Consider the following 21962-nt stretch of genomic DNA (forward strand, 5'->3'; position numbering starts at 1 on the left):
GGCCCCGCCTAAGGATCTGAACCCCTAGGACTTAAGATTCGAAATCAACCGAACCGCATTACGCGGCGAGGCGGACTTCTCCAGCGAAGTTATCGTTCGCAGTTAGAAAATGGCCCGATACGGTGGGCCAGGACGGGCAAAAGCAGTCTTCTTTACACGTCCGTCGATGCTAGTCGGCCCCATAAGCCTCCGCCGATAACGCGGGGAGAAATGGTGGAGCCGCCGGGAATCGCACCCGGGTCCGGTCCGCTTATTACAAGCGCGTTTATCGCCATATCCGGAGCAAGCCCCGGCAAGACCAATATAGGGCCTCATGCCCTTGCATCCAAGTTACGAAGTGAAGTCTCTTCGCAAACAGGGGGATCGACCATGGATGCGGACGGAAGGCTGGAGATCGCGGCGGGATTCGCCACGGCGCTCGGGCCGCGCAAGGACAACCAGGATTTCGGGGCGGTCCACCTCGGCACACCCTCGGAACAGGCCTTGCACGGCATGCTGGCCATCGTCGCGGACGGGGTCAGCGGGTCCAAGGCCGGTCGTGTGGCTTCGGAACTCGCGGGCCGGACGTTCATCGACGGCTACCTCGACCAGAGCCCGCTGAAGGGCGTCGCGGCCGCCGGTGTCGCGGCCCTGTCAGGCTATAACCGCTGGCTCCACGCCAAAGGCCGGTCGGATCCGGAGATGGAGGGGGCGGCCACGACCTTCACCGCCCTGGTCATGCGCGGGCGGGAAGCGACGGCCCTGCATGTCGGCGACTCAAGGGCCTGGCATTTCCGCGACGGCGTCCTGACGCGGCTGACCGAGGACCATGTCCTGACCCAGCCCGGCCTGAGCCATGTCCTCTATCGCGCCATCGGTATCGAACCCGACCTGAGGCTCGATGTGCGGGCGGTGACGCTGAAAGCCCATGACCGGCTGCTGCTGACCACGGACGGGGTGCACGGGGCGGTGTCGGAGGAAGACCTGACCCGGCTTCTGGCTCGCCGCGCCTCGCCCGAGGCCGACGCCCAGGCCATCGTCGACAAGGCGGGTGAAGAAGAGACCCGCGACAACGCCACCGCCATCCTCATTGACGTCATCCGCATCGGATCGGTGGATCAGGACGCCATCGGCGCCGAGGCGGCGGGTCTGGCCATAGAGCCCCCGCCGAACGTCGGCGACAACGTCGACCGGTTCCGGCTGGAGCGGCTGCTGTCCGACGGCAAATACACCCGGGTCTTCGTCGCGAAGGACGAAGAGGGCGGGGGCCCGGTGGTGCTCAAATTCCCCAAGCCCGCCCTGCTGTCCGAGAGCGGCGCGCGCGGCGCCTTCCTGCGCGAGAGCTTCATCGGCCGGCGCATCGACAGCCCGTTCGTGGGCAAGACCCTGACGCTCGACGCCGGTCGCCAGAGCCGTCTCTATATCGCCCAGCCTCTCTACATCGGCCGCACCTTGCACGCGAGGATCGCCGACGAACCCTATGATATTCCGGAAGGCGTGAGCATCGCAATCCGCCTGTCGCGCGGCGTGGCGGCCCTGCACCGGCTGGGGATCACCCACCGCGACATCAAGCCGGACAATGTCATTCTGGAGAGCAACGGCGGGGTGAAACTGATCGACCTAGGCGTCGCGCGCCTGCCCCGGATCGAGGAGTTCGCCGAGGCTGAGACCCCCGGCACGCCTGGCTACAAGGCGCCGGAGATGTTCGCCGGCAACAAGGGCGACGCCCTGACCGACCAATATGCGCTGGGCGTGACCCTCTACCGCATCTTCACCCGTGACTATCCGAGCGGCCAGGAGGAGGACTTCAACCGCATGCGGTTCGAGAAGCCGACCCGGCCCTCGAAACACCGTCCCGACATGCCCGCCTGGCTGGAGGCCGCGATCCTCCGCACCCTCGCAGTCGAGCCCGGAGACCGGTTCGCCGACGTCGAGGAACTGATCCATGTGCTGGAAAGCGGCAGCGCCGTCGCCGTACCGCCGAGACGCGAACTGTCGCTGATGGAGCGGGAGCCCGTGCGCTTCTGGCAGGGGGTCAGCGCGCTGCTTCTGGTGCTGCTGCTGGCGTCGCTCATGGTGCAGTGAGTCACACCGGGTTCGCGCCACCCCAGTTCAGATAAACATACCAGGCGATCAACAGCACCAGTCTCGGCGCCGTCGCGGATCGTGTCAGGACGCCTAGGATCATGGCGGTCGCGGAGGTCGCGGCGCCGACAGCGGCGGCTTCCATCAGGATGCGTGGGTCGCCCGCCATCAGACCCTTGGCTACCGCCGGCGCGGCCATGACGAGGGCAAGCGCCGTCCCTGCCAAAACGAACGCGATGCGACGCGCCACTGGCGAAAGGGCGGTGGTCGTGGTCAGGGCCAGCAAACCCTTCTGCTCGGTCCGGCCCGCATGGGCCGTGGTCACGAAGACCAGCAGCAGCATGGCCGCCGGGCCGGCGATGGCGTAGGGCGCGAACAGGCCCAGAACCGCCACGACCGCCATGGCCAGCACGCCCTTGCGGCTGCCGGCCATCAAACGCGCCTCGGCGACGACCAGCGCCACCCCCGGCAGTCTGCCGGCCCGGGCTGGCCTGGTTTCCGGATCGGCCGGTCGTGCTCGACCGGGCTCAAGGAACCTCAGCCAGGCGGCCGTCCTGCGTGTCTTGCCGCTGACGTGGGGCGCATGGATCAGGCCCGCCAGCAGCGGAATGAAGGCGGCGATGGCGAGCCAGGTGAGGCGCGAGGCCAGATAGCCGTCGGCCATGATCCCGCTCATGATGTCCAGCCGGATCGGCGCGCTGCCGGCCGTGATCTCGGCTCCGCCGATCGAGAAATTGTCCGTCCCGCCCTGGCCGTAGCTGATCGGCGACATGAACCCGGGCAGGTCGAACATGTTGGCGGCGTAGCCGTGCCCCGGGCCGCCGCCGGCGGCCGCGACCAGCGATCCCATCCAGAAGACGAAAAACAGGACCTCGCCGAGCGGCCCGCGCGTCCAGCGTCGGGCGTCGAAGAGCAGGCGCAGGGACGCGACCATGGCCACAGGCGGCGCGGCGATGACCCACAGGGTCAGGATGATGCTGGGCAAATCCACTTCATTCAGCGGCAGCAGCACGAAGGCCAGAAGGCAGCCCGCCGCCGTCGTCGCGGCAAGCACGGCCGCAAGCACGGTCACATCGGCCAGCCAGCGGCCATAGGCGATGCTGATCCGGCTCGCCGGGCTGACCTCCTCCACCTGCCACGGCTGCCGCCGGGTGACGTTGGACCGCAGGTAGATGAAGGCCACGGGCAGCAGAAGGGTGGCGATGACGACGCCCAGCGCCATGCCGAGCACCGGCGAGGTCAACCACGGCACACGGCTGTCGACGGCGATCAACGACGCATCCGCCCCGCGCTCGGCGATCATGAAGCGGGCCCCCACCGGGGCCACCAGCAGCAGGATCCACAACCCCGTGCTGCGGCCATAGCGGGCGAGCGTAGTGGTCAGGGAGGACGCGACGACAGCCACGCTCACGCGGAGGCTCCGGCGACCGGCGTCAGCTTGCCGCCCTCGACCCGCAGCTCCGTCATGCCGCCGCCGATGGCGTCCGTGAGGTGGGACGTCATGATCACCACGGCGGTCTGGGCCGCCAGACTGATCAGGGCGCCGACCCGCTCGCGGGACTCGGCGTCCAGCTCGGCGGTCGGCTCGTCCAGCGCCAGCAGTCGCGGCGACCCGAGCAGGGCCTGGGCGAACACCAGCCGTCGGCGCATGCCGCCGGAGAAGGTTGAGATCCGGCCGTTGGCGTCGCCGCTGAGATTCAGCGCGTCGAGCAGCATGCGGAACTGGGCGTCGGCTTCGCCGGCGTTGAGGCCCTTCAGCGCCGCCATATGCAGACCGAACTCGCGGGCGGTCAGATCTTCGGGCAGATCCACTGCCTGGGGGGCATAGCCCACGGAACGTCGCAGCCGTCCCCGGGCGCCTGGCAGAGCCTCCCCATTCCAGAACAGCTTTCCACTGCTGGGCTGTTCCGCTGTCGCGCAAAGCCGCAGCAAGGTCGACTTGCCCGCGCCGCTGGGCCCCGACAGCAGGGTCAGCCCGTGCTCGAACGTATGACTGACGCCCTCCAGCACCCGTTTGCGGCCATAGCGCCTTGAGACGTCTTCGAGTCGCAGGGACGGGGAGGATTGGTCCATCAGAGGTTCGTATATGTGCGAGACCCAGCCGATCCCCCGGGCCCTGTATGAGCGGGCCTGCAGCAGCGCCAGTTAATCTTGGGTCATGACAGCGCGGAAAGGCAGGTTCGCTCGCCGTCAGGCCCTCGCCCAGTCCCGGCACTGGTTCCGGAACCAGGTCAACTGGCGTTTGGCGTAGTTGCGGGTGGCCTGCTGCAGGGTGGACACGGCCTCCGCGCGGGTCGCCTTGCCGGCCAGCCAGGCGGCGATCTCGCGGACCCCTACGGCCTTCATGGCGGGCAGGGCGGGGTCGAGATTGCGGGCGATCAGGGCGCGCACCTCCTCGGCGGCGCCCTCCTGCATCATCGACAGGACCCGGGCGTCGCAGTTGGCGTAGAGGGTCTTGCGGTCCGGCTCGAGGACCAGCCGGTCATAGGTTCCGGGCTTGAGCAGGGGTGTGGTTCCGGCCTGCCAATCCGACAACGACCGGCCCGTCGCGCGGGCGACGGCATAGGCGCGTGTCAGGCGCTGGCGGTCGCCGCTCTCGATGGCGGCCTCTGCCGGCGGATCGAAGGTGGCCAGGCGCAGGCGGAAGGCGGCCTCGCCCTCGGTGTCATACAGCGCCATCGCCTCGTCGCGCGCTTCCGGCGGTACTTCGGGAATGTCGGCCAACCCCCTGGTCAGGGACGAGAAATATAGCCCCGTTCCGCCGACGATCAGAACCGGATGACCCTGGCTGCCCAGTTCGTCGATCAGGGGAGCGACGGCGCGGGTCCAGCGACCGACCGACCAGGCCTCCGCCGCGTCGATTGTGCCGTAGAGATAGTGCGGCGCTTCTCGTTCCTCGTCGCGCGAGGGGCGGGCGGTCAGGACGCGCAGGTCGGCATACAGTTGCTGGCTGTCGGCGTTGACGACGGCCGCGCCCGTCGCCTTCGCCCGCTCAAGCGCGAGGCGCGACTTCCCCGAGGCGGTCGGGCCGGCGATCAGTGTGATGGACGGTCGGGACACGGGGCGCTCGCGCTGGCAGGGGGATGGCGATAGAACGCGCATCCTTCCCCCGCAACCGGGACACAAGACCTTGATTGACCGCGCCTCCGTCGAAGCCGTGCTGAACGCCATCCCCGATCCGGAGACGGGGCGGGGACTGATCGACGCCGGCGTGCCCAAGGGGCTGACGGTCGCCGAGGATCGCGCCGGCTTCGTCATCGAGGTCCCGGCGAACCGCACCGCCGCATACGCCCCCGTCCGCGACACGGCCGAGGCGGCGCTGAAGGCCATGCCGGGAATGGCGCGGGTCTCGGTGGTGCTGACGGCCGAGACGGCGCCGGCCGGCAGGAAGGCCTCCCTCTCGCCCGCCGCCGTCGAACAGACGCGGGCCAGGGCCCCGGTCCCGACCGATCGCCCCGCCCACGTCCGTCGCGTCCTGGCCGTGGCCAGCGGCAAGGGCGGGGTCGGCAAGTCGACGGTGGCCGTGAATCTTGCGGCGGCGCTGGCTCGGCGGGGGCTCAGCGTCGGCATCCTCGACGCCGACGTCTACGGGCCGTCGTTGCCGACCATGCTCGGCCTGTCGGGCCAGCCGGCCTATGAGGACGGGGCGATCGTGCCCCACGTCGCGCACGGCCTGAAGGCCATGTCGGTCGGCCTGTTGACCAGGTCCGACGACGCCATGATCTGGCGAGGGCCGATGGCGTCCCAGGCGATCACCCAGATGCTGACCCAGACCCGCTGGGGCACGGAGGATCAGCCGCTCGACGTGCTGGTCGTCGACCTGCCGCCGGGCACGGGGGACGTGCAGTTGACCCTGATCCAGAAGACGCCTCTGGACGGTGCTGTGATCGTCTCGACGCCGCAGGAGGTCGCCCTGGCCGACGCGCGCCGGGCGCACACCCTGTTCCAGCGGGTGAAGGCGCCGACCCTGGGCCTGATCGAGAACATGAGTGGCGACGTCTTCGGACGCGGCGGGGCGGAGGCGGAAGCCGCACGGCTGGGCGTCGATTTCCTCGGCGATCTGCCGCTGGATGCATCTTTGCGTCAGGCGGGGGATGCGGGGACGCCGTTGTCGGCCGGCGAGATCGCGGGGCGGTTCGACGCCGTCGCAGCGAAGGTGGCCGAAAAACTCGACGTCTGAGGGTTTTCAAAGGCAACGGAAACGGCCACCTTGCCGGTTCCAGTCCTTCCCCGCGAGACTTCCGATGAGCGTCGAGACCCTGTTCCGCCCCTTCACGATCAAGAGCCTGACCCTGCCGAACCGCATCGTCATGGCCCCCATGACGCGGTCCTTCTCTCCGAACGGGATCCCGACCTCCGACGTCGCCGCCTACTATCGCCGTCGGGCCGAGGGTCAGGTCGGGCTGATCATCACCGAGGGCACGGTCGTCGAACGCCCCGCCGCGCGCAATGACGCCAAGGTGCCGGTGTTCCACGGCGAGGCTCTGCCGGAATGGAAGAAGATCGTGGACGAGGTCCACGCCGCCGGCGGCCTGATCGCACCGCAGATCTGGCATGTCGGCGCGGCGCGCGGCCAGGGCGCGGAATGGCAGCCCCTGGGCCAGGTCGACAGCCCCTCCGGCCTCGTCGCCCCCGGCAAGCAGAAATACGAGCCGATGACCGAGGAGGACATCGCCGACACCATCGCCGCCTTCGGCCGGTCGGCGCAGGCTTCGCGCGACCTCGGCTTCGACGCCGCCGAGATCCACTCGGCCCACGGCTATCTGATCGACCAGTTCTACTGGTCCGGGCTGAACGCGCGCGGCGACCGCTGGGGCGGCCCCACCATCAAGGAACGCGCCCGCTTCGGGGTCGAGGTGGTCAAGGCCGTGCGCGAAGGCCTGGGGCCGGACATCCCCCTGATCATCCGCCTGTCGCAGTGGAAGCAGCAGGACTACGACGCGAAGATCGCCAACACCCCGGACGAGATGGCCGGGTGGCTTCTGCCGTTGTCGGACGCGGGCGTGGACGTCTTCCACTGCTCGCAGCGCCGCTTTTGGGAACCCGAGTTCGAGGGGTCGGATCTGAACTTCGCCGGCTGGGCCAAGGTCATCACCAAGAAGCCGACCATCAGCGTCGGATCGGTCGGTCTGGACGGCGAGTTCATGGCGGCCTTCCGCGGCGAGGGCTCACAGCCCGCCTCGCTGGACGGTCTGATCGCGCGGATGGAGCGGGACGAGTTCGACCTGATCGCGGTGGGCCGCGCCCTGCTGGCCGATCCGGACTGGGTGCTCAAGGTTCGCGACGGCCGCGAGGACGAGCTCTCCGCCTTCGACCGCAGTCATATGGCTGTGCTGCACTGATATTCCTCCCCCAGAGGGGGAGGGGGACCACGAAGTGGTGGAGGGGGCCAACCGCGGACGAGTTGCTCGGAACTGGCCCCCTCCGTCACGACGCCAAGCGGCGTCGCGCCACCTCCCCCAAAGGGGGCGGATTGGGCTAGTCTGGCGCCATGACGTTCACCGCCGTTCTGATCACCACCGTCTGGCTCAGCCTGATCATCGGCGCGCGCTACCTGGTGGTCGCGGGCGGCGTGTGGTGGCTGACCTGGGGTCGGGCGTCAGGCGTTGGGCGCCAGCTGAACCGCGAGCGGCCGTCGCGTCGGCTGATGCTGCACGAGATCAAATTCTCTCTGCTGTCGACGCCGATCTACGCCTTCCCGGCGGCCATCGCCCTGGAGGCGTGGAAGACGGGCGGCACGAAGCTCTATCTCGATCCGGGAGCGTATCCGCTGTGGTGGCTGCCGGTCAGTTTCGTGCTTCTGATGATCGTGCAGGACACCCACTACTACTGGACGCACCGGGTGCTGCATGACCGGCGGGTGTTCGGCTGGGCCCATGCAGCGCACCATCGGGCGCGCGACCCCAGCCCCTTCGCCAGCTTCGCCTTCGACCCGGCGGAGGCCGCCTTGACAGCATGGCTCCTGCCTGTGCTCGCCTTCCTGATCCCGCTGAACATCTGGATGCTGGCGGTCATGCTGACGGTGATGACGGCGACAGCTGTCATGAACCACTGCGGCCGGGAGATGTGGCCCGAGCGCTGGGTGCGGGGCCGCATCGGCTCGCAGCTGATCACTGCGACCCACCACAGCCGCCATCACACCCATATGAAAACGAACTTCGGGCTCTATTTCCGGGTCTGGGACCGCTGGTGCGGGACGGATGCGATGCCTGAAGCGAGGGACTAAGGCTTAGGGACTACTCGCCATGGATCAGGACGGAGTTTCAAACCACTCGCCCGGATTCTTGATCCCTGGCCCCTGGTCCCTAAGCCCTCACTGAGGCTCAACCACCACCGCCGTGCCGTAGGCCAGCACTTCCGTCACGCCCGGCATGATCTCGGTGGCGTCATAGCGCATGGCCAGGATGGCGTTCGCCCCGGCGGCCCTGGCGTGTTCGACCAGATGCTCGAACGCTTCCTGCCGCCCCACCTCGGCCAGTTTCACATAGGCGCCGACGCGACCGCCGAGCATCGACTGGACCCCGCCGATGGCGTCGGAGACGACGTTGCGCGAGCGCACCGTAATGCCGCGCACCACGCCGATGTGGCGCACGACGCGATGGCCGAAGATCTCGTTGGTGGTGGAGGTCATCATGGCGGGCGGCTCCTGTTTCAGATGCGCTCGAGAATGCGGAAGGCGAAGGCGTGGTCGTCCTTCTCTCCCGCATCATGCCGCTCGATCGAGACTTCGCGGAAGAGGGATTCGTCGAAGGCGGGGAAGACCGCGTCGCCTTCGGGCTCTGCCTCCACCTCGGTGATGTAGAGTCGTTTCGCGCGGGGCAGGGCGGCCTCGAACAGGGCCGTGCCGCCGATGACGCAGACCTCATCGATCTCGTCGTCCTCGGCCGTCTCGCGGGCGATGTCGAGCGCGTCGGCGAAGCTGGAGACGACGACCGCCCCCTTCGCCTTGCCGCTTTCCTCATAGGACAGGTCGCGCGACAGGATCAGGTTCAGCCGGCCGGGCAGGGGGCGCAGCGGCAGGCTCTCCCAGGTGCTGCGGCCCATGATGCAGGGCTTGCCCGTGGTGATGGCCTTGAACCGCTGCAGGTCCGAGCGCAGTTTCCACGGCAGATCGCCGTCCCGGCCGATGACGCCGTTCCGGGCGCGTGCAACCACGATGGCGATATGGGGAATGGGCATGGGCGGCTCCGTCTGGACGTAGCCGCCCTTCACCCGATCAGGCGTCCGGGTCCAGCACTTTCAGGCGGAACAGCAGGGCGCCCAGCACCGCCCCCACGGCCGGGGCGACGATGAACAGCCACAGCTGGCTCAGCGCCGGGCCGCCCGCGAGGACGGCGGGGCCGAAGCTGCGCGCCGGATTGACCGAGACGCCGGTCACCTGGATGCCGACGATATGGATGACCGCCAGGGTGATGCCGATGGCGACGCCGGCGAACGGCCCATGGGCCTCGTCACCGGTCACCCCCAGGATCACGACGACGAAGATGGCCGTCATCACCACCTCGAAGATCAACGCCGCCTGCATACCGTACTCACCGAGATAGCCGGGCCCCCAGCCGTTCTGGCCCAGGTTGGCGACGCCGGTCTTGGCGATCAGCGACAGCAGGAAGGCCCCGATCAGGGCGCCGATGAACTGGGCGACCCAGTAGACCAGCATGTCCCTGGCCGACATCCGCCCGGCGATGAAGGCGGCGAGGCTGACGGCCGGATTGACATGACAGCCCGAGACCGGACCGATGCCATAGGCCATGGCCACGATGGCGAACCCGAAGGCCAGCGACACCGCCAGCTGGTCGAACGGCGCCGGCCCCAGCACCGCCGCCCCGCACCCGAACAGAACCAGCACCATCGTCCCGACCAGCTCGGCCGAAAAACGCTTCACCATGGCGAACCCTCCCGTTTGCCCCGTCCGCCGATGCGCGGATCGAGTCGGAAGGCTGCGCCGAGTCTTATGGTGAAGCTAGACGGGTTGAACGTCGGTCTTCGGCTCGAGTTCAGGTCGCTTGAGTGGCCGCTTTCTTCGCTGCTCGCGCGGCGTTCTGTGTAGCTTTCTTGAGGCGGTCCTTCGCCTCGGTAGCCTTCTCACCATCCACGAGTTCGCGCTTGACGACGTGGAGCCGCATCAACTCCTCGACAGCCTCGGGATCGACCTTGAGGTCAGGAAACGCCTTGCGCAGTTCACGGCGGATTGTGCTCACCACCGGTTCTGACATTGCGATCTGGGCCACCGTGAACGGGTTGAACAACTGGGTTTGTTGATGGAACGCGCTGATGGCATCGGTCGCTAATCCCTCTCGTGCGAGCAAGAACAGCTTTTCGAGATCGTCCTCCGAACGGGTATTTATGTCTGGCAAACAGATCCGCACGACCTCGTCCCAGTCGATGGGTTGCGCAAACTTGACCCGGAAGAAACGCCACTCAATGGCGTTCGTCAGAATGATCCACTCGATCCCTTTGTGAGCTCCGTAATTCACCGCCTGCCGGAGGTGAGCCTCGCTCAAGGTGGACCCAGCCGATTTCACCTCGATCAGGTAGCGAACGGCACCGTCTGTCTGAACTGCGAGGTCACAGAAGGTCCCTCGTATTTGATGCTCACTGGTGAGTTCGGTGTATTTGTCATAGCCGAACACCTCGGCAAGGATGTCTTTGACCAGCGTTACGGTGTCCGCTTCGGACACGTCTCTCGCCTTCTGGTTTACTGCTATCGCTTGAAAGTGCTTGAGGCGTGCTCGCACGCGGTCCGTGAATTTCTTCGGTAACTTGGCCATCTTCCCCCCAGGTTGCGGGCAGGCGTTCACATCGGGCTCAAAAGGTCAAGTTTTACGCTGTCTTCGGCTCTAGCCAGTGCAGCCATTTGCGCTGCATGGCCTCTTCGAGATCGACCCCCGCGCGGGCGCAGTAGATCAGCAGCATGCCGAGGACATCAGCCGCCTCGTCGCCCAGCGCCTGTTCGCTCGGCTCGCCGCGCGCCCGTCCGCTGAGGCGCAGATGCTCGGCGGTCAGTTCGCCGAGCTCCTCCTGCAGCTTCAGGATGGCCCAGTCGCCGGAGCGGTCGATGCCGTGTTCGGCGGCGTAGATGTCGGAGATGCGGAGGACGGACGCGGAGAGGTCAGAGAGGTTCATTTTGCGTCCCGCCAGCGGACATAGAGCTCTGAAAGGCGGGGCTGCGGATTCCAGAAGTCCTCGACGTGATTTGCGGGCGCGAGCAGTGTCGCCAGGTTCGGCCAAGTGAAAGCGACGGTCTCTCCGAACGCCGCTTTTGCATCGGCTTCGGGAATTTGCCCGCTCAGAACGGCGTCCGCCAGTCCATCCAGGAAGGCAAACACCCTTCTCATCCGAGGCCTCAAGGCCGCTGTCTCGTCGTCGTAAGGATCGAAGTTGACGCTGCCCAGACTACTGCGCACATCCGCCAACGGACCGTTCCATTCTGCGATGTAGTCAGCAAGGCTGGTTTGTCTGACGTCGCCAACAGGTTTGCCACGCCTGTCTTCGGAAAACTCTATGACTGAGCTGTCCTTTTCATAATCGCGGATCGCTCGCCTGACCTGGTTACAGGCAGGGCCCAAGGCCGCCAGCAGGTTCTTGTCGCTTCTGTTGGCTGGGTACGTCAGCGGAGCTACACCCAACAGATCCGTCGGCAGGTGCATGGCGAGCCCGCGCGGCTGAACAATGAAACAACGCCCCGGTTCGAGCGCACCGATGAATAGACCTAGCTCGAAGATAACGTTGTCCCGGGGGACCATCGTGGCTTCGCCTCGCATGACGACCTCATCGTCGGGCGTGAAAATGAAGATCGCCAGCTCTGACCTGCGTGTCTGCACATACAGATCGGCCAGAGCCATCTTGCTCGGCTTGAAAACGCCTTGCGTCCAAACCGTACTTTCACAGTCGAACTCAAGAAGTTCCTGAACCGTGTGAGCGATATCCAGGCCCTCGACGGAGGAACCGATAAAAACCGCTGGCTTGCGGCTCACTTCGACACTTTTGCCGGAATATGCGGCCAGGGTTCATAGCCGACGAAGCGATAGTCGCTCATCTCATGGGAATAGAGATCGGGACGCTTCGTCATCTCAAGCGCAGGGAAAGACCTGGGCTGCCGTGTAATCTGCAACTTCGATTGCTCGATGTGGTCGAGATAGATGTGGGCGTCTCCCACGCTCCATACGAAATCACCGACAGCCAGTCCGACCTGATCCGCAATCATATGCGTCAGCAGCGCATATGACGCGATGTTGAACGGCACGCCGAGGAAGACGTCGGCCGAGCGCTGGTAGAGCTGGCAGCTCAGTTTGCCGTCGGCGACGAAGAACTGGAAAAGACAGTGGCAGGGCGGCAGGGCCATGTCCTCGATATCGGCCGGGTTCCAGGCCGAGACGATGTGGCGGCGGCTGTTCGGGTTGGTCTTCAGCCCCTCGATCAGGCGGGCGATCTGGTCAATCGACTCGCCGTTCGGGGCGGCCCAGGAGCGCCATTGTTTCCCATAAACCGGACCAAGTTCGCCGTTTTCGTCGGCCCACTCGTCCCAGATCGAACAGCCGTTCTCCTTCAGCCAGCGGGTATTGGTCTCGCCGCGCAGGAACCACAGCAGTTCCACGATGATGGAGCGCAGATGCAGTTTTTTGGTGGTCAGAAGGGGAAAGCCCTTCGACAGGTCGAACCGGATCTGGCGGCCGAAGACGCCGAGCGTGCCGGTACCGGTGCGATCGTCGCGACGCACGCCGTTGTCGAGAATGTCGCGCAACAGGTTCAGGTACTGGAACTCGGGATGGTCCGCGGGCGCGGCCGCGATACGGTCCTGAAGGTCACTGATCTGGGCCACGGCGTTCATCCGCACAGTGTGCCGGTGATTCGCCTGCGCCACATCGGCCCGATTCGGTTGCTCACAGGAAAGTGGCAAGGCCTGCGACCGGTTCTGATGGACGGTTATGCCCCGGTCGCGGCATGAGCCGCGAATGAGCCGTGGCAAAGCGGTTTAAGTTCAAGTTCATGAACCGGATATCTGACATGACGACTCAGGATTTGGACTCTCTGGACTCTGTTTTCCGAGTCCAATCCCGCGCTTCATCCGCCGAACCCGCCCTGATCCAGGAAGGCCTGTTCCTCGGCCGTGGTCTCGCGGCCCAACGCCCGGTTCCGGTGCGGGAAGCGGCCGAAGCGGACGATGATGTCGCGGTGGATGTGGGCGAATTTCAGCACCTCGGGCATGTCGCCGGACAGGCGCACGGCCTCGTCCTGGTCGGCCAGGGCCTCGGAATGCTCGAACGGGGTGACGAAGAACTGGCGCAGATCCGGCTCGAACGTCAGGGGATAGCCCAGGTCCCAGGCCTGTTTCGCGAACATCAGGCCGAGGCTGTCGGTGGCGAACTGATGCGCGGCGCCACGGAAGCTGTTCCGGGGATATTGATCGAGCAGGATCATCAGGGCCAGGGCCCCCTCAGCCGTGGCCATCCAGCCGTCCAGCTCGCGCCGCGCCGCCGCCTCGTGCAGGGCGCGCCCGGCGTCGCGGAACTCACGGTCGAACGCCTCGTCCTTGGCGTACCACATCTTCGGACCCGCCTCTTTCCAGAAGGCGACGACGGAGGAAGGCGTTATGAGGACGGTCATGACCCAGTCCTTACCCGCTCCTCTGCCCGTCTTCCACGACCGCGACTGTGATCTGTCCATCATCCGGGGCAGGCGGGTGGCGATCATCGGCTACGGCAGCCAGGGCCGGACCCATGCGCTGAACCTGCGCGACTCGGGCGTGGCGGACATCGTCGTCGGGCTGAAGGCCGGGTCGGCGACGCGGGCGAAGGCGGAGGCCGACGGCTTTTCCGTCCTGACCGCCGGCGAGGCGACAGCCGGGGCAGACGTCGTAGCCCTCATGGTCTCGGACGAAGCCCATCGCGACCTGTACCGCGACGAGATCGAGCCGAACATCAAACCCGGCGCGGCCCTGATCTTCGCCCACGGCCTGTCGGTGCGGTTCGGCCTGGTCACGCCGCGCGCGGACCTCGACGTCATCCTCGATTCGCCCAAGGGCATCGGCCCGCGCATCCGCGATCTCTACGAGGCCGGGGAGGGGGTCTTCTGTCTTTTCGGGGTGCACCAGGACGCCACCGGCGGGGCCCATGCCCTGGGCCTGTCCTATGCGGCGGCCCTGGGCTGCGGCCGCAAGGGCATCCTGGAGACGACCTTCGCGGCCGAATGCGAGAGCGACCTGTTCGGCGAGCAGGTGGTCCTGTGCGGCGGCGTCGGCGAACTGATCGACGCCGCCTTCATGAAGCTGGTCAACGCCGGCTATCCGCCCGAGGTCGCCTGGTTCGAGTGCTTCTATGAGGTCAAGCTGGTGACCGACCTGATGTACGAACGCGGCATCGCCGGGGCCTTCGCCAAGATCTCGAACACGGCCGAATACGGCGCCTATCTGACCGGGCCGCGCGTGATCGGGCAGGCCTCGCGGACGGCCATGGATGGCGTGCTCGCCGATGTGCGCGACGGTTCGTTCGTGACGCGGCTGATGGCCGACTACGACGCCGGCTCGCCCGAGTTGCTGGCGCGGAGGAAGGCCTTGGGCGAGCGCACGATCGAGGCCGTGGGCGCGCATCTGAACGGCGTGGCGACAAGGGCGGGTTGACCGCAACCCGGATCAAGGCCTGGCGTTACCTCAGTCAGAGGTGACGACATGGAAATCCTGATCGGACTGTTCGTGCTGCTGACGCTGTGCGGGCTTGTGGGTCTGGCGTTTCAGCCCCTTGGAGGGCCGAGGCGCTTTCGCGATGTGAACCGCGACGGCGAACCGGACTGAGGAAGGGGCGCTCGGGCGGCGCCGGGAAAGATGGTCGGAGTGAGAGGATTCGAACCTCCGACCCCTGCCTCCCGAAGGCAGTGCTCTACCAGACTGAGCCACACTCCGACTTGGAGGCGGGCTTATAGCGACGGGTTTCGGAGGCCGCAAGCGCCCTTCACAGGCTTTGTAAAATAGTCCGGAAACCGGGTGTTGCATCCCCCGCGGCCTTGGCGTATTCGACCGCCTCTCTCGGGCCCAGGCCCGGGGAGCACCGGTCCTGCTGGGGAATGGTGTAATGGTAACACTCCGGTTTTTGGTACCGTCATTCTAGGTTCGAGTCCTAGTTCCCCAGCCACCGCCTTGCACCAGACAGCAGCGATCAGGCCGACAGGCCGGGCCTGGCGGCGGAGCCGCCTGTCCGTCTCAGGACGTCAGTGGGTCGTGTCGGTCCGGAGGGGCAGGCGCACGCGGATGCCGACTCCGGCTCCGGCGGCGGATTCGATGACGATGGCGCCCCCGAGATGGGCGATCAGTCCCTCCACCAACGCCAGGCCGTCGCCCTTGATGAGGTCATCCGAACCCACGCCTGCATCCCGAACCACCAGGCTGACGCCATCGGACGCTCGCGAACAGGCGATGGCGATCGAGCCGCGCCGGTCGTCCGGAAAGGCGTGGCGCACAGCGTTGGACATCAGTTCGTGCACGATGATGGCCAGGGGAACGGCGTGGCTTTCCGGCAGGTCGGTCGAATCGCCGCGCAGGTCGATCCGCACGCCGCGTCCGTCACAGTTCCTCCGCCAGAAACCGACCGCGTCGTCCAGATAGGCCGCGAAATCGACTGAGCCGCTCTCGACGATGCGGCGGTTGATCAGGCCCATTGCTGCGACGACGTCGCTAAGCCAGGTCAGGTGCCGTCGGCTCTCGGGATCCTGGACGCTGCGCAGCCGGATTCCCACCAGCGCCTGAAGCAACTGGTAGCCGCCCAGGAGCCGCCGCTCGAGTTCGGCGACCCTGACGTCCGCGTCTGCGGTCATTCGTCCCCCAAAAAAGACCTGAAAACTGGCCATTTTGATAGCTTACAGCGAACCAATTCGCCAAGCGTGCGTTGAGATTGTCCGGTATCCGACACAGTAGCGTTACGGCCGTCGGCGGGCCGCGGGGAACAGTATTGCAACAGACGTCTGACCTGCGGGTCATGATCGTGGAAGACCAGGCCATCCTCGCCATGGAACTGGAACTCGTGCTCGGCGAAGCCGGGTGCGACGTCGTCGGTTGCGCCATGGACAGGGCCAGCGCTTTCGAAATCGCCGAACGAGAACGGCCCATGCTGGCCCTGGTCGATGTGAACCTGCTGGACGGGATGACGGGGCCGCAGATCGCGCACCGGCTGGTCACCGACTACGGCACGGCAGTGATCTTTCTCACGGCCAACCCGGAGCAGATACCCGATGGATTCGCAGGCGCGCTGGGTGCGGTATCCAAGCCGTTCGACGACCAGACGATCCGGGCCGTGGTCGCCTTCGCACAGCGTTTTATCCTGACCCGTACCTTGTGCGACCCGCCGAGGCGCTTTCGCCTGGCGCCATGGCTGACCTCGCCGCCATCGGACATCGCCCCGCACTGATCAGGCGAGCCCCCCGGTCAGGTCGATGCCTGGAGCAGTGGGCGGAGCGCCGGCCGGGCCGAGATCGAACTGCATCAGGTGGACATCGATCCAGCGATCGAACTTCCAGCCGACCTGATGGTAGGTTCCCGCCCGGCCGAACCCGAGGCCTTGGTGCAGGGCTATCGACGCCTGGCTGGTCGCACTGTCGCTGATGGCGCCGATGATGTGGCGCAGGCCCAGTTCGCGGGCTCGGTCGATCAGGGCCGACAGCAGGGCGCGACCGACGCCGTGGCCGCGGGCGGTTTCCTCGACATAGATCGAACCCTCGACAGCGTAGCGATAGGCCGGACGCGGCCGGAACGGCGAGGCATAGGAATAGCCGGCGAAGGCGCCGTCGATCTCGGCGGTCAACCACGGTAGGCCCTTCGCGCGGACGGCCTCGAAACGGGCCGTCATTTCGGCCAGTGAAGGCGGGTCCATTTCGAAGGTCGCCGTACCGCTCAGGACCTCCCGGCCATACAGGGCCGCGATGGCCGGGAGATCGGCTAGGGTCGCGTCGCGGATCACGCCGTTTCCCAACCCCGCTGAATCGCCCAGACCGCGAAGGCGTAGTCGTGGGCGACCTCCTTCAGATAGTCGAACCGGCCGGAGGCGCCCCCGTGGCCAGCCTCCATGTTGATCTTGAGCAGGACCGGCTTGCCGGAGGTGGTCGCGGGCCGCAGCCTGGCCACCCACTTCTCCGGTTCCCAGTAGGTCACGCGGGGGTCGGACAGGCCGCCGGTGGCCAGGATGGCCGGATAGGCCTTGGCCCCGACGTTGTCGTAGGGGCTGTAGCTGGCGATGTAGTCGTAGGCCTCGACGTCCTCGATCGGGTTGCCCCACTCGGGCCATTCGGGCGGGGTCAGGGGCAGGGAGACGTCGGACATGGTGTTGATCACGTCCACGAAAGGCACCTGGCCGATCACGCCGGCCCAGAGCTCTGGCCGCATGTTGGTGACGGCGCCCATCAGCAGGCCGCCGGCGGAGCCGCCCTGGGCCACGATGTTGCCTGCGCGGGCGTAGTCGCGCGAGATCAGGTGATCGGCGGCTGCGGTGAAGTCGGTGAAGGTGTTCTTCTTCTTGAACTTCCGCCCATCCAGGAACCAGCCCCAGCCCTTGTCAGAGCCGCCCCGGATGTGGGCGATGGCGTAGATCCAGCCACGATCGACCAGCGACAGGCGACCGGTCGAGAAGCTGGCCGACATCGGGATGCCGTAGGAGCCGTAGCCGTACAGCAGCAGGGGGGCTGAGCCATCGACCGGCGTCGTGCGACGCCGCAGGACTGTCACCGGCACCAGCTTGCCGTCCGGCGCCGGGGCGTTCAGCCGCTCGACGACATAGTCGGCCGGGTTGTGACCCGACGGGACCTCCTGAACCTTCCGCAGCACGCGCACGCGCGTGGCCAGATCGTAGTCATAGGTCGAGGTCGGGGTGGACGGCGAGTTGTAGCCGTAACGCATCGTCGTGGTCTGGAACTCCGACGCCCCGCCCAGCGACAGGGCATAGGCGGGCTCGTCGACGGCGATCTCGTGTTCGTCGCCGGCGCGGTCGCGGATGACGATCTTCGTATTGGCGTCGGCGCGCTCCTGACGGGCGATGAAGCTCTTCACCAGCGCCACCCCCTCGATGAAGCGACCGGGCGTGTGCGGGACGAGGTCCTCCCAGTCGGCGCGGCCGGGCCGATCGGTCGGGGCCTGGACGATCTTGAAGTCGATCGCGTCGTCGGCATTGGTGCGGATCACCCAGCGATCGTCCCAGTGATCGACGTCGTAGCGGACCGCGACCTCGCGCGCGGCCAGCACAAGCGGTTCGTCCGTCGGCTGATCGGCCGGAATATAGCGGGCCTCCGAGGTCTCCTGGTTCTGGATCGCGATGACGATGAAGGAGTCGTCGGCGGTGCGCTCGACCCCCATGAACATGCCGTCGTCGGCCTCCTCATGGACCAGGGTCGTCTCGCCGCCGCGCGAGGGACGACGGAAGATCTTGTCGGGCCGGCCGTTGTCATCGCGGTTGGTCCAGAAGATCCAGCGCGAACAGGGCGAGAAGGTGAAATTGCCGGTCGCGGACGTGATCGGATCGGGCAGGACTGCCCCAGTCGCCAGGTCGCGGATGTAGATGTGGTGGACCTCGGAACCCTGGGCGTCCTCGGCATAGGCGAAAAGGCTGTGGTCCGGGCTGTGCTCGACGGCCGAGACCTCCGAATAGGCCTTGCCCTCTGCCAGCAGGTTGCAGTCCAGCAGCAGTTCCGGCGTCGGGGCGACGATGAAGTTCTTCGTCACCGGCTGGCCGTCGACGATGTAGGTCCCCTGCCGCTCGACCCGCATGTAGCGAGGGTGCTGCTCACCGGTGCGGTACTCGGTGAAATACTCCCACGGGCCGTCGGGCGACGGGACGGAGCTGTCGTCCTCCTTGATGCGGCCCTTCATCTCCTCGAACATCGCCGCCTGCAGCGGCAGGGTCGAGGCCAGCATGGCCTCGCGATAGGCGTTCTCGGCCTCGAGGTGTTCCTTGACGTCAACCTTGATCAGGGTCGGGTCGCGCAGCACGGCCTGCCAGTTGTCGTCCTTCATCCACTGGTAGTCGTCGGTGCGGGTGCGACCCAGCTGTTCGATGACGACGGGGATTTTCTTCGCAACAGGAGGAGTAGGCGACATCTGGGCATCCGTGACGGGGCGGGCGAGGGCGGGGGAGGCGGCGGCCACGAGGGCGGAGGCGGCGGTGGTGGCGACGAATTCGCGGCGGTTCATCGTATCGTTCCCCTGTAAGTCACCGACGCAGCTTGTGCGACCGGCATGCGCGCCGTCAAATGCCGCAGCCTTCACGAAAGTCCGCCCATGATCGAGGTCCCGCCCGCCCAGGACGCCGCGCCGCCGCCGGTCGTCGCTCCCGCCTGGGACCTGACGGTCGGTCTGATCGAGGCGACGGTGCAACTGGACCAGCCGTCAGGGCCGAATACGCGCACGGTCGGGACCGGGTTTCTGATCCAGGCGCCAAGGCCGGACGGTACGCCCCGGATCGTTCTGGTGACCGCGGCCCATGTGCTGGAGAGCATGCCGGATCCAGAGGCGCGGATGGGTTGGCGTACCGCGTTGGGCGATGGAACCTGGAGATTCGATCCCGAGCCCCTGAGCATCCGCAACGGCGAGGGCGAGCCCCTGTGGACCCAGCATCCCGATCGCGACGTCGCTGTGATGGAGGTCCAGGCTCCGGAGGCTTTCGCCCGGGCCGCGATCCCGTTGGGCTGGCTGGCGGACGAGAACGCCTTCGGGGCTTGGGAGGTGGGGCCGGGGGACGAACTGCTGTCGCTGGGCTTTCCCCGTGGCCTGTCTGCGAACCGGGCCGGGTTCCCGATCCTCAGGGTCGGGCGGATCGCGTCGTATCCGCTGTCGCCGGTGGCGGCCTTTCCGACCTTCCTGCTGGATTTCACGGTCTTCCCGGGCAACTCGGGCGGCCCTGTATTCTGGACGCCGAGCGCGCGCAAGCGGCCAGGCACGATGGAACCGGAGAGCGCGTTCATCGCCGGCCTGCTGAGCCAGGAAGTGCGGGTCAACGACGAACAGCTGGAGATCGGCGTGGTCACCCACGCCGTCTATGTTCGCGAAGCGATCGAGATGCTGGACCGCGTGGAGCCCTAAGCCCCCAGCGCTTCCCGGCTGATCCGCGAGAGCAGGTCTCCGCCCTGACCCACAGCGGCAAGCCGGCTGGAGGCGTGGCCGAGGATGTTGGCGGCATAGACTTCGTAGAGATCGACCTTGCCCTGTAGCCAGGCCGGATCGCCATCGTTCGCGTCGAGACGGATCTTGGCGGCCAGCGCCCCCTTGGCCAGCATCCAGCCGCCGATGACGTCGCCCATGAGCTTCAGATAGGCGTCCGCCGCCGCCAGGACGTCGGCGCCGCGCGCCGGATCGGCCTTGGCGTCCAGCAGCCACAGGGTGGCGTCCTCCACGGCGCCGACAGCCGCCGCGAACCGTTCGACCGGCTTGCCGGAATAGAGGCCGCCGAGGTCTTTCAGGGTCGCCTTCATCTCGGCGATGACGGCCTTGGCCGAAGCGCCGCCGTCCTGCGATAGCTTGCGACCGACCAGGTCCATGGCCTGGATGCCGTTGGTGCCCTCGTAGATCGGGGTGATGCGGGCGTCGCGATAGTACTGGGCCGCGCCGGTCTCTTCGATGAAGCCCATGCCGCCGTGGATCTGTATCCCGTCCGAGGCGACGTCGCAGCCGATGTCGGTGCTCCAGGCCTTGGCGATCGGCACAAACAGGTCCTCGCGGCCCTTCCATTTGCGGCGTTCGTCCTCGGTCGCGGCGTGCCGGGCGAGGTCAGCGGCGACGCCGGTGGCGAAACAGATGGCGCGGGCGGCCTCGATCTTGGCCTTCATGACAGCGAGGGTGCGCCGGATATCGGGATGGTCGATGATCGGCGCGTTGGCCTCTCCGGTCCAGACCGAGCGACCCTGACGGCGATCCAGAGCATAGGCGAGGGCGTGCTGATAGGCCCCCTCGGCCACGCCGACGCCCTGGACGCCGACGGCCAGGCGCGCATTGTTCATCATGACGAACATATGGGCCAGACCCTGGTTCGGCTGGCCGACCAGTTCTGCGCGGGCGCCCTCATAGCTCATGACACAGGTCGGAGAGGCGTGGATGCCCAGCTTGTGCTCGATGCCGACGGGGCGGAAGTCGTTGCGGGCGCCCGACGAACCGTCTTCCTTGACCTCGAACTTGGTGGCCAGGAACAGGCTGATGCCCTTGGGTCCCGGAGGGGCGTCGGGCAGGCGGGCGAGCACAAGGTGGACGATGTTGTCCGTCGCATCGTGGTCGCCCCAGGTGATGTAGATCTTCTGGCCGTTGAGCGCATAGGTCCCGTCGCCGTTCGGCGTCGCGGTCGAGGTCAGGGCGCCGAGGTCGGAGCCGGCGCCCGGCTCGGTCAGGACCATGGCCCCCGTCCACTCGCCGCTGACGAGTTTGGGCAGGTAGGTCGCCTTCTGGTGCTCTGTGCCGACCTGTTCCAGCGCCTCGATCGCCGCCAGCGACAGCATGGGGCAGAGGGCGAAGGCCATGTTGGCGGACTGGATCGTCTCATAGGCCGCCAGCTCAAGCGCCTTGGGCAGGGCCTGGCCGCCGGCCTCGGCCGGAGCCGTCAGGCCGGTCCAGCCGCCCTCGGCGAACTGGCGATAGGCGTCGGCGAAGCCGGGCGCGGCGGTGACGGAGCCATTCGCGTATTTCGCCCCGGCCTGATCGCCCGGGCGGTTCAGGGGCGCCAGCACGCCTTCGGAGAACTGGCCCGCCGCTTCGAGAACGGCGCCCAGGACATCGGCGTCGTAATCGGGGAAGGCGCCGGTGGCGGCGACCTGATCGATGCCGGCGATGGCGGTCAGGCTGAAAGCGATATCCCGAACGGGGGCGCGATAGGTCATGGCGAAGTCTCTGTGATCGTCTCGCGCACGACACCGCGCGTCCCTCCTTCTTGCGACCATGCCGCCGC

General features: G+C 66.9%; 23 protein-coding genes, 2 tRNA genes and 1 other RNA gene. 9 read left to right on the forward strand and 17 right to left on the reverse strand.

Annotated features, from left to right (window positions below):
- Positions 1-333: a transfer-messenger RNA gene (gene ssrA / locus RMO01_RS13165) on the reverse strand; the annotation flags it as partial.
- A 36-nt stretch (positions 334-369) separates the two neighbouring features.
- On the opposite strand from ssrA, the gene RMO01_RS13170 reads away from it, so the two are divergent.
- Positions 370-2064, forward strand: a complete 1695-nt coding sequence (locus RMO01_RS13170; protein ID WP_309629516.1) for a protein kinase domain-containing protein — start codon at positions 370-372, stop codon at positions 2062-2064.
- A 1-nt stretch (position 2065) separates the two neighbouring features.
- Here RMO01_RS13170 and RMO01_RS13175 read toward each other — a convergent pair whose 3' ends face one another.
- The 3 genes from RMO01_RS13175 to miaA form a co-directional block, all read right to left on the reverse strand.
- Complete coding sequence (locus RMO01_RS13175; protein ID WP_309629517.1) at positions 2066-3475, reverse strand: hypothetical protein; 1410 nt, start codon at positions 3473-3475, stop codon at positions 2066-2068.
- Positions 3472-4137 (reverse strand): ATP-binding cassette domain-containing protein, encoded by a 666-nt coding sequence (locus tag RMO01_RS13180; RefSeq protein WP_309629518.1) that lies wholly within the window; start codon positions 4135-4137, stop codon positions 3472-3474. The genes RMO01_RS13175 and RMO01_RS13180 overlap by 4 nt, the downstream gene beginning before the upstream one ends.
- A 117-nt stretch (positions 4138-4254) precedes the next feature.
- Positions 4255-5124, reverse strand: coding sequence for a tRNA (adenosine(37)-N6)-dimethylallyltransferase MiaA (gene miaA, locus RMO01_RS13185; RefSeq protein WP_309629519.1), 870 nt, complete (start codon positions 5122-5124; stop codon positions 4255-4257).
- A 70-nt stretch (positions 5125-5194) separates the two neighbouring features.
- On the opposite strand from miaA, the gene RMO01_RS13190 reads away from it, so the two are divergent.
- The 3 genes from RMO01_RS13190 to RMO01_RS13200 all read left to right on the forward strand — a co-directional run bounded on the left by RMO01_RS13190 (position 5195) and on the right by RMO01_RS13200 (position 8290).
- A complete protein-coding gene (locus RMO01_RS13190; RefSeq protein WP_309629520.1) occupies positions 5195-6244 on the forward strand; it encodes an Mrp/NBP35 family ATP-binding protein in 1050 nt (349 codons plus the stop codon).
- Between the two features lie 64 nt (positions 6245-6308).
- Entirely contained in the window at positions 6309-7406 is a 1098-nt protein-coding gene (locus tag RMO01_RS13195; protein WP_309629521.1) for an NADH:flavin oxidoreductase, read from the forward strand.
- Positions 7407-7555: 149 nt separating this feature from the next.
- The gene (locus RMO01_RS13200) at positions 7556-8290 is read left to right on the forward strand and encodes a sterol desaturase family protein (protein WP_309629522.1); all 735 of its coding nucleotides are present in this window, start codon (positions 7556-7558) and stop codon (positions 8288-8290) included.
- Positions 8291-8377: 87 nt separating this feature from the next.
- Here RMO01_RS13200 and RMO01_RS13205 read toward each other — a convergent pair whose 3' ends face one another.
- From RMO01_RS13205 to RMO01_RS13240, 8 genes are all read right to left on the reverse strand, one after another.
- Positions 8378-8698 (reverse strand): YbjQ family protein, encoded by a 321-nt coding sequence (locus RMO01_RS13205; protein WP_309629523.1) that lies wholly within the window; start codon positions 8696-8698, stop codon positions 8378-8380.
- Between the two features lie 17 nt (positions 8699-8715).
- Positions 8716-9243, reverse strand: coding sequence for a dihydrofolate reductase (locus RMO01_RS13210; protein ID WP_309629524.1), 528 nt, complete (start codon positions 9241-9243; stop codon positions 8716-8718).
- Positions 9244-9280: 37 nt separating this feature from the next.
- Positions 9281-9949 (reverse strand): aquaporin, encoded by a 669-nt coding sequence (locus RMO01_RS13215; protein WP_309629525.1) that lies wholly within the window; start codon positions 9947-9949, stop codon positions 9281-9283.
- A 109-nt stretch (positions 9950-10058) separates the two neighbouring features.
- Positions 10059-10832, reverse strand: a complete 774-nt coding sequence (locus tag RMO01_RS13220) for a type I restriction enzyme HsdR N-terminal domain-containing protein (RefSeq protein ID WP_309629526.1) — start codon at positions 10830-10832, stop codon at positions 10059-10061.
- Positions 10833-10884: 52 nt separating this feature from the next.
- On the reverse strand, positions 10885-11187 hold the full coding sequence (locus RMO01_RS13225; RefSeq protein ID WP_309629527.1) for a phosphoribosyl-ATP pyrophosphohydrolase: 303 nt from the start codon (positions 11185-11187) through the stop codon (positions 10885-10887).
- Positions 11184-12038, reverse strand: coding sequence for a nucleotide-binding protein (locus RMO01_RS13230; protein ID WP_309629528.1), 855 nt, complete (start codon positions 12036-12038; stop codon positions 11184-11186). The genes RMO01_RS13225 and RMO01_RS13230 overlap by 4 nt, the downstream gene beginning before the upstream one ends.
- Complete coding sequence (locus RMO01_RS13235) at positions 12035-12892, reverse strand: thymidylate synthase (RefSeq protein WP_309629554.1); 858 nt, start codon at positions 12890-12892, stop codon at positions 12035-12037. The genes RMO01_RS13230 and RMO01_RS13235 overlap by 4 nt, the downstream gene beginning before the upstream one ends.
- Before the next feature lie 233 nt (positions 12893-13125).
- Positions 13126-13668: a DUF924 family protein gene (locus RMO01_RS13240; RefSeq protein ID WP_309629529.1), complete on the reverse strand. Its 543-nt coding sequence runs from the start codon at positions 13666-13668 to the stop codon at positions 13126-13128.
- Between the two features lie 22 nt (positions 13669-13690).
- On the opposite strand from RMO01_RS13240, the gene ilvC reads away from it, so the two are divergent.
- Entirely contained in the window at positions 13691-14680 is a 990-nt protein-coding gene (gene ilvC / locus RMO01_RS13245; protein ID WP_409013082.1) for a ketol-acid reductoisomerase, read from the forward strand.
- Between the two features lie 48 nt (positions 14681-14728).
- Positions 14729-14851, forward strand: coding sequence for a hypothetical protein (locus RMO01_RS13250; protein ID WP_309629531.1), 123 nt, complete (start codon positions 14729-14731; stop codon positions 14849-14851).
- Positions 14852-14882: 31 nt separating this feature from the next.
- On the opposite strand, the gene RMO01_RS13255 is transcribed toward RMO01_RS13250, so the two are convergent.
- Positions 14883-14959, reverse strand: a tRNA-Pro gene (locus RMO01_RS13255).
- 155 nt (positions 14960-15114) lie between these two features.
- On the opposite strand from RMO01_RS13255, the gene RMO01_RS13260 reads away from it, so the two are divergent.
- Positions 15115-15188: transfer RNA gene (locus RMO01_RS13260), tRNA-Gln, on the forward strand.
- Positions 15189-15264: 76 nt separating this feature from the next.
- Here the strand turns inward: RMO01_RS13260 and RMO01_RS13265 are convergent.
- Positions 15265-15867, reverse strand: a complete 603-nt coding sequence (locus tag RMO01_RS13265; RefSeq protein WP_309629532.1) for a sensor histidine kinase — start codon at positions 15865-15867, stop codon at positions 15265-15267.
- Between the two features lie 134 nt (positions 15868-16001).
- On the opposite strand from RMO01_RS13265, the gene RMO01_RS13270 reads away from it, so the two are divergent.
- Positions 16002-16457, forward strand: a complete 456-nt coding sequence (locus RMO01_RS13270; protein ID WP_309629533.1) for a response regulator — start codon at positions 16002-16004, stop codon at positions 16455-16457.
- On the opposite strand, the gene RMO01_RS13275 is transcribed toward RMO01_RS13270, so the two are convergent.
- Entirely contained in the window at positions 16458-17006 is a 549-nt protein-coding gene (locus RMO01_RS13275) for an N-acetyltransferase family protein (protein ID WP_309629534.1), read from the reverse strand.
- Positions 17003-19225: a S9 family peptidase gene (locus RMO01_RS13280; protein ID WP_309629535.1), complete on the reverse strand. Its 2223-nt coding sequence runs from the start codon at positions 19223-19225 to the stop codon at positions 17003-17005. The genes RMO01_RS13275 and RMO01_RS13280 overlap by 4 nt, the downstream gene beginning before the upstream one ends.
- An 87-nt stretch (positions 19226-19312) precedes the next feature.
- On the opposite strand from RMO01_RS13280, the gene RMO01_RS13285 reads away from it, so the two are divergent.
- A complete protein-coding gene (locus RMO01_RS13285; protein WP_309629536.1) occupies positions 19313-20113 on the forward strand; it encodes a serine protease in 801 nt (266 codons plus the stop codon).
- Here RMO01_RS13285 and RMO01_RS13290 read toward each other — a convergent pair.
- Positions 20110-21894 carry an acyl-CoA dehydrogenase gene (locus tag RMO01_RS13290; RefSeq protein ID WP_309629537.1) on the reverse strand — a complete coding sequence of 595 codons (1785 nt, stop codon included), beginning with the start codon at positions 21892-21894 and terminating at the stop codon, positions 20110-20112. The genes RMO01_RS13285 and RMO01_RS13290 overlap by 4 nt on opposite strands.
- Positions 21895-21962 lie beyond the last annotated feature (68 nt).

Origin of the sequence: Brevundimonas sp., assembly GCF_031412435.1 — a bacterium.
Lineage (GTDB): Bacteria > Pseudomonadota > Alphaproteobacteria > Caulobacterales > Caulobacteraceae > Brevundimonas.